The sequence below is a fragment of the Gracilibacillus lacisalsi DSM 19029 genome (assembly GCF_000377765.1).
GTDB lineage: Bacteria > Bacillota > Bacilli > Bacillales > Amphibacillaceae > Gracilibacillus > Gracilibacillus lacisalsi.
The window spans coordinates 195,119-209,488 of sequence record NZ_KB898664.1 but is presented as its reverse complement, the minus strand read 5'-3'; the positions used below and the strand labels follow the sequence as shown (position 1 = coordinate 209,488).

The 14,370-nt window shown below is 36.6% G+C and carries 14 protein-coding genes and 1 other annotated feature; all 14 genes read right to left on the bottom strand.

The window, feature by feature from the left end; translation table 11 throughout:
• Positions 1-483: 483 nt before the first annotated feature.
• Complete coding sequence (locus D569_RS0106015; RefSeq protein WP_018931504.1) at positions 484-768, bottom strand: DUF1292 domain-containing protein; 285 nt, start codon at positions 766-768, stop codon at positions 484-486.
• A gap of 13 nt (positions 769-781) precedes the next feature.
• The gene (gene ruvX / locus D569_RS0106010; RefSeq protein ID WP_018931503.1) at positions 782-1,201 is read right to left on the bottom strand and encodes a Holliday junction resolvase RuvX; all 420 of its coding nucleotides are present in this window, start codon (positions 1,199-1,201) and stop codon (positions 782-784) included.
• Positions 1,198-1,464 carry an IreB family regulatory phosphoprotein gene (locus D569_RS0106005; RefSeq protein ID WP_018931502.1) on the bottom strand — a complete coding sequence of 89 codons (267 nt, stop codon included), beginning with the start codon at positions 1,462-1,464 and terminating at the stop codon, positions 1,198-1,200. Before D569_RS0106005 ends, ruvX begins: the two co-directional genes overlap by 4 nt.
• 74 nt (positions 1,465-1,538) lie before the next feature.
• Complete coding sequence (gene alaS, locus D569_RS0106000) at positions 1,539-4,175, bottom strand: alanine--tRNA ligase (protein WP_018931501.1); 2,637 nt, start codon at positions 4,173-4,175, stop codon at positions 1,539-1,541.
• Positions 4,176-4,238: 63 nt separating this feature from the next.
• Positions 4,239-4,446 (bottom strand) — a binding site (T-box leader).
• Positions 4,447-4,485: 39 nt separating this feature from the next.
• Positions 4,486-5,559, bottom strand: a complete 1,074-nt coding sequence (locus D569_RS0105995; protein ID WP_018931500.1) for an AI-2E family transporter — start codon at positions 5,557-5,559, stop codon at positions 4,486-4,488.
• The gene (locus tag D569_RS0105990) at positions 5,559-5,753 is read right to left on the bottom strand and encodes a hypothetical protein (RefSeq protein WP_018931499.1); all 195 of its coding nucleotides are present in this window, start codon (positions 5,751-5,753) and stop codon (positions 5,559-5,561) included. The genes D569_RS0105995 and D569_RS0105990 overlap by 1 nt, the downstream gene beginning before the upstream one ends.
• A 238-nt stretch (positions 5,754-5,991) precedes the next feature.
• Positions 5,992-6,444, bottom strand: a complete 453-nt coding sequence (locus tag D569_RS0105985; protein WP_018931498.1) for a hypothetical protein — start codon at positions 6,442-6,444, stop codon at positions 5,992-5,994.
• A 475-nt stretch (positions 6,445-6,919) separates the two neighbouring features.
• On the bottom strand, positions 6,920-7,411 hold the full coding sequence (locus D569_RS0105980; protein ID WP_018931497.1) for an immunity protein YezG family protein: 492 nt from the start codon (positions 7,409-7,411) through the stop codon (positions 6,920-6,922).
• Between the two features lie 3 nt (positions 7,412-7,414).
• Positions 7,415-8,173, bottom strand: coding sequence for a DNA/RNA non-specific endonuclease (locus D569_RS22595; RefSeq protein ID WP_018931496.1), 759 nt, complete (start codon positions 8,171-8,173; stop codon positions 7,415-7,417).
• 214 nt (positions 8,174-8,387) lie between these two features.
• Positions 8,388-8,900 carry an Imm6 family immunity protein gene (locus D569_RS0105970; RefSeq protein ID WP_018931495.1) on the bottom strand — a complete coding sequence of 171 codons (513 nt, stop codon included), beginning with the start codon at positions 8,898-8,900 and terminating at the stop codon, positions 8,388-8,390.
• Positions 8,901-8,913: 13 nt separating this feature from the next.
• Positions 8,914-10,890 carry a ribonuclease YeeF family protein gene (locus D569_RS0105965; RefSeq protein WP_018931494.1) on the bottom strand — a complete coding sequence of 659 codons (1,977 nt, stop codon included), beginning with the start codon at positions 10,888-10,890 and terminating at the stop codon, positions 8,914-8,916.
• A 24-nt stretch (positions 10,891-10,914) separates the two neighbouring features.
• A complete protein-coding gene (locus D569_RS0105960; protein WP_018931493.1) occupies positions 10,915-11,208 on the bottom strand; it encodes a YwqI/YxiC family protein in 294 nt (97 codons plus the stop codon).
• Positions 11,208-11,642: a YwqH-like family protein gene (locus D569_RS0105955; RefSeq protein ID WP_425401983.1), complete on the bottom strand. Its 435-nt coding sequence runs from the start codon at positions 11,640-11,642 to the stop codon at positions 11,208-11,210. Before D569_RS0105955 ends, D569_RS0105960 begins: the two co-directional genes overlap by 1 nt.
• Before the next feature lie 345 nt (positions 11,643-11,987).
• Positions 11,988-14,357: an SF1B family DNA helicase RecD2 gene (gene recD2 / locus D569_RS22590; RefSeq protein ID WP_018931491.1), complete on the bottom strand. Its 2,370-nt coding sequence runs from the start codon at positions 14,355-14,357 to the stop codon at positions 11,988-11,990.
• Positions 14,358-14,370: the final 13 nt, after the last annotated feature.

Sequence of the window (14,370 nt, the reverse complement as noted above, 5' to 3'; positions counted from 1 at the left end):
TAGTTTATCATAGTTCGATGAATGCTAAATATATTAGCTTACCTCTTTTAAAAAATTCACCTTTTTATCATTATTGCATTTGTTTAATGCGAAAATGCTCTCGTTTATTGCGAAATAGCATTCCATTGTAACCAGTTGAATTCAATGCGTAGAGCGCCCGCTTAAAAACATAGTGACTTCAGAATTAACGGAGATAAAGAAATCACGTGAGCGCGTCTAGACAAATTGCCTACATGTTATCCACTTCCCCAAGATTTATAAATTCCTGGTGTATGAAATAATATATTCAAACACTAAAAGTCCCAATGACTATGCTACGATTGAAGTACTTAACCAAGTTTAACTCAATCTACCACCCACCAAGGAGGCCATAGTCAATGAGATTACTTAATAGTAAACAAGGGTTAAGAAGAAGTCAATTCGCAAAAGAGCTAGACAACAATAAAAAAAACTGACCGGCAAACCCAGTCAGTTTTGTTCTTTTTATTCTGTTAGATCGTTTTCTGCTACTGTGTTTAATACTTCTTCGACCATGTCCCATTCATCGTCAGATTCAATGTGATACAGGGCAAGATCATCGTCGTTTTCTTTCTCTTCGTAACGGAATGCGAATACTTCTACTTCTTCGTCTTCTTTCTGTTCAGCTGGTACTACTGCTACATAAGATTCTTGTGTCTGATCGACATCAAATGTAAACAGAACTTCAAATAAATGTTCTTCGCCATTTTCATCAGGAATGATGATACGTTCTTTTTCTTCTAGTGCCATTTGTAATCCTCCTTCATGGTTGACTATCCAAGTAACCTTGCAAAATCATGACGGCTGCCATCTTATCAATAACTTTCTTGCGTTTCGAACGACTCATATCCGCTTCTAATAAAACCTTCTCTGCAGCCATTGTTGTGAGTCGTTCATCCCAAAGAATAACCTCTTTTGAAAAGGTATCTTTTATGAACTTCGCAAAATCTTGCGATGCTTCACCTCTAAAGCCGATTGAACCATCCATATTTTTAGGTAAGCCAATGACGACTTTTTCTATAGTATGTTCATCGATCAATTGTTTAAACGTATCTTGTACCGATTTATAATCTGGTTCCTGCCAATGAATCGTTGTTAAACCTTGGGCAGTCCACCCTAATGCATCACTGATCGCCACACCGATCGTTTTTGATCCTACATCTAGTCCTAATACTTTTGTCATTTCTTGTTATTGGCGCTAATGTAATACTTGACTAATTCTTCAATGATTTCATCGCGCTCAATTCTCCTTATTAAATTTCGTGCATCCTTATGTCGTGGAATATAAGCCGGGTCACCTGATAATAAATATCCAACAATTTGATTGATTGGATGATATCCTTTTTCCTCGAGCGCATTATGCACTAACAACAACACTTCTTCCACATTCTGCTCAATGGGCTCTTCAGAAAAATCAAATTTCATTGTCTTGTCCATTCCATCCATGGAAGCACCCCCAAATAATATTACAACGATTTGTATCTATCTATTATACCTTCTATTAATAAAAATTACCAAAATTATTGTACCTCTTGCGCATATTTTTCTACATAAGCAAGAGCTTCTGATAATTTAGTCGCATCTTTACCACCAGCTTGTGCCATATCTGGACGGCCTCCACCGCCTCCACCACAAATCTTAGCAGTCTCTTTAATTAAATTTCCAGCGTGATACCCTTTCGCTACTAAATCCTTGGTAACTCCTGATGCTAACTGTACCTTGTCATTATTGACCGCAGCAAGCAAAATAATACCTGATTCTAATTTTTGTTTCATTTCATCTACCATTTGACGCAATTGATTCATATCAGAAACATCCATTTTTTTCGCTAACACGTTTACTCCATTTACTTCTTGAACATCATCAAGGATCGATGAAGCCTCTAATTGGGAAAGCTTGGCTCGTAATGATTCAATTTGACGATTTTGTTCTTTCATGTCATTAAATAGATGTTCAATACGTTCAGGTACTTGGTCTTCTTTTGTTTTCAGTTGATTGGCAGCAGTTTGTAACAATTGATGTTTACCATTCACATATTGATAAGCACTTTTAGCTGTTACTGCTTCGATTCTTCGGGTACCTGCGCCAATTCCTGCTTCCGAAACAATCTTAAATAAACCAATTTCGGCAGAGTTCTGAACGTGACAACCACCGCATAACTCAATACTATAATCACCGATTTGGACTACACGTACAATATCGCCGTATTTTTCGCCAAATAAGGCCATAGCACCCATTTCTTTAGCTTCTTGAATTCCTTTATTACTAATGGATACCGGAATAGAAGCCCAAATTTTCTCGTTGACTCTCTGTTCAATCTCGGTAATTTCTTGCTCTGTTACCGCACCAAAATGAGAGAAGTCAAAACGAAGACGCTCACTCGCTACTAATGAACCGGCTTGATTAACGTGTTCGCCTAATACATCTTTTAATGCTTGATGCAAGAGGTGGGTTGCCGTGTGATTTTTAATGATGTACTGACGGGAGGTTTTGTCAACCTGTGCTTTTACAGCCTGTCCTTTTGTTAGCGTACCTTCCTGAATCAATATACGATGAAGGTTTTGTCCGTTAGGAGCTTTCTGTACATCTTGTACTTCTGCATGTCCACCGTCAAAGGAGATCGTACCTTTATCAGCAATCTGACCACCACTTTCAGCATAAAAAGGTGTTTCAGCTAAGATAACGTATGCTTCACTTCCTGCTGTTACAGATTCTACTCGATCTTTATCAGCAACCATTTCTAGTACCGTTGTTTCTGCTTGTAAGTATTCATAACCTACAAAAGAGCTTTCTGCGTTGATTTCATTTAATACGCCATCCTGAATTTGCATGGAATCGACTTTTTGACGAGCATTACGTGCTCTGTCACGTTGCTTGGCCATTTCTTGTTCAAATCCTGCCACGTCAAGCGTAAATCCTGCTTCACCTGCATACTCTTCTGTTAACTCTTTTGGAAATCCATACGTGTCATAAAGGCGGAAGACTTCCTCACCCGGGAATACTTTATTTCCTTTCGCCTTCTCTTGTTCAATGATCGTGTTTAAGATTTGTAAGCCTTCCTGTAATGTTTCATGGAAACGTTCTTCCTCTGTTTTAATCACATTTTGAATAAAGTCTGTTTTATTCTTCACTTCTGGATAGAAAGCTTCCATAATTGCTCCTACCGTCGGAACAAGCTGATACATAAACGGCTTCTCTATTCCGATTTGTTTAGCATAGCGCACAGCACGACGCAGGAGACGACGCAATACATAGCCACGACCTTCATTTGAAGGTAATGCGCCATCACTCACCGCAAATGTTACAGTACGAATATGGTCAGCAATCACTTTAAATGCCACATCTGTTTCTTCTTTTGCTTGATAAGTAGTATTAGCGAACTTTTCTGTTTCTTTTATAATCGGTAAAAATAAGTCTGTTTCGAAATTTGTTTTCGTATCTTGAATCACACTAACTAGACGCTCAAGTCCCATCCCGGTATCAATATTTTTCTTCGGTAATGGGGTATATGTGTCATCCGGATTATGATTAAACTGTGAAAACACTAGGTTCCAGATCTCTAAATAACGTTCATTTTCACCACCTGGATACAGTTCCGGATCATTTGGATCATTACCATATCCTTCGCCACGGTCATAGAAAATTTCGGTATTTGGCCCACTAGGACCTTCCCCAATATCCCAGAAGTTTTCTTCTAGTCGAATAATGCGTTCTTCGGGTAAGCCGATTTTATCACGCCATAGCACATATGCTTCTTCATCTTCCGGGTGTACGGTAACCGATAGTTTCTCCGGATCAAAGCCAATCCATTTGTCACCGGTTAAAAATTCCCAGGCAAAATCGATTGCTTCTTCCTTGAAATAGTCACCAATCGAGAAGTTACCTAACATTTCAAAGAAAGTATGGTGTCTTGCTGTATAACCTACGTTGGTAATGTCATTCGTACGAATTGATTTTTGTGCATTGGCAATACGAGGATTTTCTGGTACTACTCGACCATCAAAATATTTTTTTAAAGTTGCCACACCACTGTTGATCCACAATAATGTCGGATCATCTTTTGGTACTAATGATGCACTAGGTTCAATACCATGACCTTTTTCTTTAAAAAAGTCTAAAAACATTTGTCGCACTTGAGCAGATGTTAAATGCTTCATGATTAATCGCCTCCGTTTATTTGCTTAATTTCCAATAAAAAAACTCCCATCTCTGCCTTAATCAGCAGGGACGAGAGTTATATCCGCGGTACCACCCTAATTACAGTCAACGTGACTGTCACCTTAACATCAGTAACGGTGATGGAACCGGCAGTATTTCGCTGCACTTCAAACTAGCTTCCTGAATCAGAGCATTTAGAATTTCTTTCAGCCACGGAAATTCCTCTCTTTGAAACGATAATCCAGTACTCAGGTTTTTCATCGTTTTTGATTTATTTAACTTCGCTAGCATATTATAGATAACTTTAGGCTATCTGTCAATTGCTTTCACTTGTCTAACCATCAAAGGCACTGCTACTCTAGCAACAGCTAGGAATGGAACTGCAAAAATCATCCCAACCACTCCTGCGGTCTTTGCTGCAATAAATAATGCCAAAATTAAATACACAGGATGTATGTGAATGCTTTTTCCTACGATAAATGGTGAAAGTAGATTACCTTCTGTTATTTGGACTGCTATCACGACCAACAGTACATATAACACCATTTTCGTTGACATGGTAAAGGCAATTAACACAGCAGGGATAGCTCCTATGATCGGTCCAAAATAAGGAATGAAATTGGTGAAACCAATAATCGTTGCCAACACAACTGCATAATTCATCCCAACCCATCTTAACAGAAAGTAACTCACTAAGCCTACGAGAAAACAGACTAATATTTGACCGCGAATATACTGACCAAGGCTTTCTTCCATTTCATGTGCTAATTTTTTCGTGAAAGCTTGATATTTTTGCGGGATCATTCTTAGTATGCTTCTCTGCAATTTCTGATAATCCTTTAGAAAGTAAAAAGCTAAAATGGGGATCACTGCTACCATGACAAAAATATCAAACAACAAAGGGATATTTTTCAATAGGTTGGTAAACTGTTCCCCTAATGTTGTTTCAATATTTTCAAAGAGTTGGTCTAAATGATCATGAAATCCCTCTGGCAGAAATGATGTTTGATCATAAATATCATAGATAAATGTGCGATAAGCATCTACATATTGCGGGATATTCTGTTGCATTTCCTGTAGTTGCTTCATCCACATTGGAAAGGATATATAAATACCATACCCAGTAAGTGCGAAAAAAAGGATATATATGAATATAATAGCCAATGGCCTTGGAATACGAAAATGATGAAGTTTTTCGACAACTGGATGTAATAGATATGCGATTAATCCTGCGATTAAAAATGGTGCCAACACCTGTAAAATGACAATAAGCACGTGCTTATAGAACGGAAACAGGATGTACATTAAATAGAGAAACAGAACTGCTAAGCAAAGAATAATCAGTTGCAGAACGAGACGAATTTTGGCTTGATTGGACTTCATTACCTTTCTACACGTCTTTCCTCATCAGAAAATAAATCATCTAATGAGCTTAACGATCCATCCATTTCTACTTCATGCAAATGCAGCATATCATTTTGGACAGATAATTCAATGAAGCAATCCCAGCAATAATATTGCTCAGGACCGATAATTCCGATATTCTTGCTGCGACAATTCGGACAAATCACTAACATTCCCTCACTTTTCCATTTTTATTTTTCATCCTTTCCTTTTTGGAGGGAATTATACATATACTACGGTATTGTTTTTCGAAGTATAGTTTCTGTATATGAAGAGAGGCTTTGATCAATGGAGGTTTTCAGGCGGTGAAAAAATGAAAACCGATCCGATGTATGTTGTATAATCATCACGCTGTGTCGATCATCATTAAAAAATAACCTTGAAAGGCATTTAGCCCCATCAAGGTATAGTTTATTCATTATTTTCTTTTACTTCCTCAAACCAGTTATCGAAAATATCATCAGGCAATAATTCATCATCATTGGAATAAACTAGATCATATTTATAGTTTGCCTTTAAGGAGTTTTGTTTCACATTATAATGTAATTTTATTTCAGTTGGCATGTCTCTTCCGTATTCTTTGCATTTTTTATGAATTTCCTCTAAATTTTGAACACCAATACGTAGTAAAGCTAGTTGTCTCTCAGTTGAAGTGTCATAAGTAAAATCACCAGGTACATCATTTAGCTGATGTTTCAAAACAAGCTTCCCTTGAAGTCTAAAAAAAACATCAAGGTAATAAGCCTCTGGTTCATATGAACAATAAATAAAAATATCATCAGCTCTATCTTCTACATACTCTAGACTAATTGCTACCATGTCAGTTTGTAGTTCAGACAAATAATCTTCAAATTCTTTTGCCAATATAAAACCTCCTAATTCAACTATAATAACAAAAAACGAGATTTTGACTGCTAATACTTTTGCTTTTGGTTTGTTTAATTTCCCTATTATTTATCTACCCTTTAGAATTTAAAGCATCAGACCTCATTTACAAAGTAAACCACAGATTAAATGAACTTCCTTCAAGTATTTAGCTTCCCATCTATCTTGTTTCTCCCGGTAATATATTCGCTGTGTTAGCAATGGATGCTTAATTATAAGAAGATAACGTCCGTTGTTCAAAAATTAAACCTTGAATGGCATTTAGCTAATCAAGGTTTATTTAATAAATTATTTTCTTTTACTTCTCGAACCCGTTATTGGTTCTTCATTATTTGAATAAACAAATATAAGTTTACCATCAAAATTCTAAGTAGACTTTTTATAATTTTTTTGTGAAAGTACATAATATCAATTTTTTAATCATATCGAACTGGTGAAAATGCTATCAAGTACTTTATTCAACAGTAGTATTATTTTTTTCAAATTCTTCCATTCTCTTAATTAAATCTAGATCACCTTTATCACTACTTAAATATTTATACTCAAAATAATCAATTCTATCCGCCGGACCAAATTCGCTATCATGCCAATTAGTATAATCAAAATGTACATTTAACTTACCTGAATCATTAACTATTATGGTAACAGAAAACCAAGGCTCTTGATCATTATCAATGAATATTTGTTGCAGTTGAACAGTCAGTTCAAACAGCTTATGAAGTTCTTCATCGTACACACTCTCATCTTTTTGAAATAAATCTGGGATATCATGTGAATAAACAGGTTCATCCTTATTATTAGCTAGGGTAAAAAAGAAGAACACTCCACCTTCTTTATTCTTCACTTCACCATTGAAATAAAACTCGCTCCATTCCACCGGAATTATATCATTTACATGTTGAGCTATTTGTTCAAATAACTTATTTAATTCTAACTCAAAACTCATATTCTAACCTCCCGATTTATTTAATATCTCTATCCTTACTTGGCGCTTTCCTTCAATTTTATATTTAACCTTAAAAGAATCTGGTCGCATTGTATTATTGGTATAAATTGGGATAATATTAACAGAATCTTTCTTAGGCGGTACCTCTTTTAATGCATTGGCCCACTCTGTCTCCATATCATACCAAACTCCACCCCTCCTGTTAATTTGACTGTTTTGTGGTACAAGATTATCAATATCAGGAGGACCATTAAACTGTGCGCCTATTAAATGACCACCATCATCATCTGGTAATCTATCATTTCCGCCCACATTTGCCTGAGCATATTTATTTCTGCCACCCTTTTTTAATACCAGTTCAGGAGCCTCTACTTTCATAATACGCCCAAATTCATCGGTAGTATACTTATAGTTGTCATCAGTTACATACTTAGTATTTGGAATGAGCTGTTTCTTTCCATCTTTTCCTTTAATAATATGCTTTCCAAAGTCAACTTCCTTCACTTCGTTAACGATATTACTTTTGACTGTAGTATTAGATTTATTTCGAAGCCCTCTTACATCCTCAACTCCTCCACCACGTCTTTTCGCAAACATCATATGGGTACCACCCATCGAATCCTGTACGATCCGAACTTCCGGTATTTGTTCCTTCAACCACTTCATTGCATGATTTACCGACCATGGTTTTGGAGTTTTCGGTACTGTTGCGGGTGGTTTTGGTGTTGGGAAGATCGTGGAGAGGCTGTTTTTTGCCTGCATGTGATCTACGACCAGCTATCGAAGATATCATCAGGCAATAATTCTACATCATTGGAATAAACTAGATCATATTTATAGTTTGTCTTTAAGTTAAAAGGTGAGCCAACATCATCTGTAAGCCCACCTTTTTTTACTTAAGTGATTCTATATTCAGTTTAGTGTCAATTACTCTTCTACCTCTATAATTTCGTCTCAAGTTAAAACCTTATGTTAGTTAAATTTTAATTTGTAATTCCCTTAAAACTTCTGTTTGTAAATCACTCTCAATATTTCCCTTACTGTAATCATCCAATAAAGAATTTATTGTCTGAATATAACTTTCTGAATTCTCCACGCATTTTTTAAAACACTCAATAAAATGGTCTACTAATGTGTCATCAACTAAAGCAATAGGTTCTGGGAAATATTTTACATTTTCTCTTTCAAATGCTTTTCTACTAGTAAAAGCAACTGCATCAATAATACAATTCCATGCTGTAACATCAAATTCATTATCTGACATCTCTTGAATTATAGTAATACCATTTTCCTCATTATCCAATAAATCATAAAGAATATCGCCTATGTTTTCTTTATGTTTTATCCACTCCCAACATTTATTTATAGCTTTCTGAGCAACAACTTGATCTTCCTTTCGAGAAAATACCATTAAAACTTTTTCTGATAATCCTAGGAAAAATATAATTTGACCATTTTCTGTAAAATTGTGAAAGTTAGTATGTGTCATAATATACCTCCAATTAATCAATATAGTTTCCATTTTTTATTTTTAGATTAAGTCTACCAGTTACTTTAATACTTTCATCAACTTCTGATGTTACTTCTAAGATTAAATTAGGATATTTTATACTTAATTGCTTTAATACACCTGGAGGAACTTTTTCGTTTGCTAGTCCTTGATAACACTTTCTGCAAACACCTGAAGGATTCGATTGATGAAGTTTAAGTGTTCCTACTACGTCTTCAGGATCTATTCCTGATTTTATCACTGCCGAATCGAATTCATTGAGTATTCCTTCTTCTGCGTGTCTAGTGAACAATGGGTTATTTCCAGGAGCTTTAATGTTCCTGTTAGGCATTGCTTCATCTAAGTCAGGTAATCCAGCTTCTTTTCGTACTTTTGGTGATCCAGCTTCAAACTTCAAATCCTCTAATCCTCTTACATCAGTCTTACCAACTGCAACTGTTTCAGTTTCAGGGACATTCCATTTTTTCCTTAGGTTATCTATATCAGATTTACCAACATCAATTTTTCTTTCTTTAAACGTTCTCTCACTATAATTACCTAACTCGCTACTAGTTTTCTCACCACCACTCCTCTTCATAAACACCGGATAAGAACCACCCATCGAATCCTGTACAATCCGAACTTCCGGTATTTGTTCCTTCAACCACTTCATTGCATAATTTACTGACCATGGTTTTGGAGTTTTCGGTACTGTTGCGGGTGGTTTTGGTGTCGGGAAGATCGTGGAGAGGCTGTTTTTTGCCTGCATGCGATCTACGGCTACACTTGCTCCACCAGCACCTAACATGAATAGGCTTTGGGTTAGGCTTTGATTTCGTTTTTCTTCACTTAATTCGTTGCCGAACATATCTTTGCCGGTAATATATTCACTGAATCCATTATAGGATGCCAGTCCATATATACCATACTCTGTCTTCTTTAGTATATCAAATGCCTTCGTATTTTGGTAGGCATCCAATACATGATCCGTGGCTTTTACACCTTTCGACATCGTGTAAGCTGTTTTTCCACCTTTCAGTGCTCTTCCTGCCCAACCTACTACAGGGATAAATCCGGCTGCTGCCAATGATCCTGCCGTCACACGTTCGGCAGTCGTTAATTTTTCACCAGTAACCGGATCTACTCCTGTCGATGCACGCTTGGCATCGTAATAACCGGTTATTTCACCTGTAAACGTACAGACTGTATCCCACGCTTTTTCGTACCATGGGCGATTTTCCATTTCCTCTATTTTAGCTTGTAATTCACGATTTTCCTGTAGTTCCTCCTGGTACTGCATATAGGATGAGGTAAGCTCCTGTGCATCTTGCCTTGCTTGATGGACTTCACTTTGCTGATAGATGATTTCATTAAAATGAACGGGAGAAATTTCTCCACCCTGAGATGAAGCATGAAGCATTTCTTGTATTAAACCGACAATCACTTGTTCATGGAGAGATGACTGATGATAATGATCCAATAAGAGCTGATCAAATTCCCTTACTTTCTGTTTGGTTTGTTTCCGTTTGTCCTCAGCATCTTCCATCCGTTCTTCAAAGTCACTCTTGGAAAAAACGTCTAATGAAACGAGGTCATTGATGCGTGAAAAGATCGATTGCAAATTGGATTGCTGGGCATCGACCAGATTGAATGCCTTTGAAGTACTATTGGCAAGTTCTCTTTCCAAAAAGGGGACTTCCACCAATGTTTTTCCACCTAATTCGAAATCATCTGCCATTCCTTCTATTCCTTGAAAAAAAGCTATTTGCATATCAATGAAATCAAGCCAAGCTTCAATGACATCGATTTGCGCACGATAAAATCCTTTAATTGCATTAGCACTCTTCCCAGTAAAATCATTTAAATCAACAATTTGCTGAAAAGCAGTTCTTAATGTTTCTAGTTGTTCACTTAAAGCCTTATATTCCTGTGCCCTAGCTTCTACTGTCTCGACTAGCGATTTAGTTTCCAACGTTTCAGTTGAGCTCATCGCTTCCTCTCCCTTTCCATCTTTCTACCTTCCAATTGCTTCGTCTTGTTCTTTTAGTTTTTTCACACTTTCTCTTGTGTCTGCCAGGTTTTTTTCTACCGTTTCAATATATTGTAATAAAAATTCATGAATCATTTCTTCCCGTTCCAACCATTCATTCGTGAATTTCAGTTCATTTTTACCATAAGTGTCAGTAGGCTTCGGTAATTCTAATTGGGATAAGCAATTTCTCGCATTTTCAAGTTGCGCCATAACAGAATGAAAATGGAGCTTGATTTCCGTTCCACCACCAGCAGTACTACTTAATCTTATGTTCATTAGAACAACCATCCTTTTAATTCGTTAATTTTTCGTCCGAATGCTTCCACAGCTTCTTCACCTTGATCCAATAATCGATCCGCCTGATAAGCAATCGAACTGGCAATATCCAGTGTATTTTGTTGAAGTTTTAGTTGACTTATTTCCCAATCTATCCGGTAGATGTAGTGATCATAATTACTAATCTTCGTTTTCATCACTTGATAAGCTTCACGGCGATCCTCGTCAAACTTATTGGCTTCTGCACCCTCCCATGAAAGATCTAAAGAAGGTTTTTCAATTTGTTTAATTTCGATGAATGCTTGATCCTGTTCAGCTTCTATGTCACGTTTCGCTTCTTTTAACCTTTCTATCTTTTGTTCTATATCCGCTGAACGATTAGAAATAATATAAAATGCATTACTTAAAAAATCAGAATCTGACAATCTGTACACCTCCGTAACATATGATAGAGTAAGACTATGATCAGTGGCCGACTGATCATTAGGGGGTTAGCCACGCTTTATTCCTTCGATTCACTTGAACTTTGAAGTGGAAGTTTTACGCACTATTAACACATAATAAACTATTCATCTAATAAATCATTATAAATAAAAAATAGCAGAATAATCCAGAGAATATATGTATTTTTTGGAAAAACAGATATATATTCCTATTTAATTATCATCTTTTTATTTTCCATTACTTTCGAATCAGTTTTTTAACAAAAAAAAGCAGAGACGGTAATACCGATCTCTGCTTAAGAGGAAGACTTCCAACAAAACTTCAGGAAGTCATGATTACTCCATAAAGTCATAAGGTGAAAAATCTTCTTGACCTACTTCTACAGCAAGCAGTTGTTCATCTGCAGTTAACTTCTGCTCTCCTGCATTTTCTGCTTTATTTTCGTGTACTTGGAATAATTCATGTAAATAAGTAATAAGTGATGTATAACGTTGATTAGTATCTTCAGTTTGCACCCCTCGTAAAAATGCTGATTTATCACCACACATGACAAGCGATTGTTTAGCACGGGTAATCGCTGTATAGATCAAGTTTTTGCGCAGCATCCGATTGTATCCCGGGATAATTGGCAAAATGACAATTTGAAATTCACTACCTTGTGACTTATGAATTGACGTACAGTAAGCATGCATCAGGTTCATCAAATCTGCTTTAGCATAAGCAACTTCTTTGTCATCAAAACTTACAACAACTTGTTCCTCTTGGTCAACATTCTCATCTTTTTCAAAAATGGCGACAACTTCCCCTATATCACCATTAAACACACCATCTTCTGGTTGATTGACAAGTTGGATGACCTTGTCCCCTTTGCGAAAAACAGTATCACCAAAACGCATTTCCCTTCTACCTTGTTGTGGCGGGTTGATCACTGCTTGGAGCTCTGTATTTAACCGGTGAATACCTGCTTTTGAACGGTACATGGGAGCTAACACCTGAATTTGCCGTAAGTCCACTCCTTTGTCATGAGCTTTTTTCACTACTTGCGTTACAATATCAACAACCTGATAATCCGGGCAAGTTAAAAAGTTAAAATCATTTGCTTTGGTTAAGCTATCTGGCTGTATATGATTGTTTTTGATTTCATGAGCAAGCTGAATGATTTTGGAGCCTTCCTTTTGCCGGTACACTTCCTTGAGTGAAACGGATGAGACGACCTCGCTTTTTAACAGATCTGCAAGCACCTGTCCTGGACCGACGGATGGCAATTGGTCTTCATCTCCTACAATTACTACTTGCATATCATCTGGAATCGCACGAAACAATTGATAAGCAAGCCATATATCAACCATCGAAAATTCGTCAATAACGAGAATTTTTCCTTCCAGCTTATTATTTTCATCTTTATCGAAAGTCTCATTGCCATCCCAGCCTAATAGACGGTGAATCGTCACACTGTCAATGCCTGTGGACTCTTTCATTCTTTTGGCTGCACGACCAGTTGGTGCAGTTAATACAAATGGATATTCTTCGTCTTCTTTATAATCATCTCGATCCAATGAAAGATCGTGGATTTCTGCATAAGCATTAATAATTCCTTTGATAACCGTGGTCTTACCGGTCCCTGGCCCACCAGTTAAGATGAATATTTTCTCTGATAATGCGGTTTCTAGTGCCTGATATTGCTCTTTTCCATAACTTAAAACTTCTTCTTCCTCAATAGAACCAACAATTTTTAACAATTCTGCATCTGTAAATGCTCGGTCTATTTTTTTGTCAGCAATTCGTTTTATTTGAGCGCAAAATCCTGTTTCTGAGTAGTATAGGGACGGTAAATAGACTTTTTTATCCGTTACAATGATTTGTTTTTCTGTATTTAGCTCAACAATTTGAGCAGTCATTTTGTCAACATCGATCTGGTTTGCTTCTCCATCTAATAATTGATCCATTTCATATAATAACTGATCAATCGGTAAATAAACATGACCATCCTGAATACTGTTTTGCAGAATATAAACACACGCTGCTTGTAATCTAGTAGGATGATCAATTGGAATGTTATTCTCTTTAGCCATTTGATCGGCTCGTATGAAACCAAAGCCTTCCACTTCAAATACGAAAGCATACGGATTAGTTTGCAATGTTTCTAAAGTATTTTCTTTAAAAGCTGTATACATTTTCTGTGCCATTTTCAGGCCGAAACCATATTTCGACAATGCAATGACAATATGTTCAAACCCTTGATTTTCTTGCAGGATCTGATAAATTTTTTCCTGTTTGTCTTTCGCTAATCCTTTTACCTGAGCCAGAACAGCTTGATCGTTCAGAATCTGAGATAGAGCTGATTCTCCTAATGTATCGACAATCCGTTCTGCTGTTTTTTTTCCGATACCCGGAAATAGATCACTTGATAAATAGGCTATCACGCCTTCCTTCGATTCAGGAAGAAAACGTTGATAGCTTTCCACTTGGAATTGACGACCAAATCGTTTATGATCAACAACCCGTCCATAAAATTCATAGGTTTCACCAGGATCTAGGCGCCGGAAATATCCTTTCACGACGACTTCTGTTTCATCAAACTGTTGATTGGTTTCGAGAATCTTGATCTTTGCAATGGAAAAATGCTCTTGTTTATTTTCGAATATAGTATGAATCATTTCACCTTTTATGAAATTTTTTTGTTCGGCCGGTTGGCTATTCTCCATTACAAAGACCTCC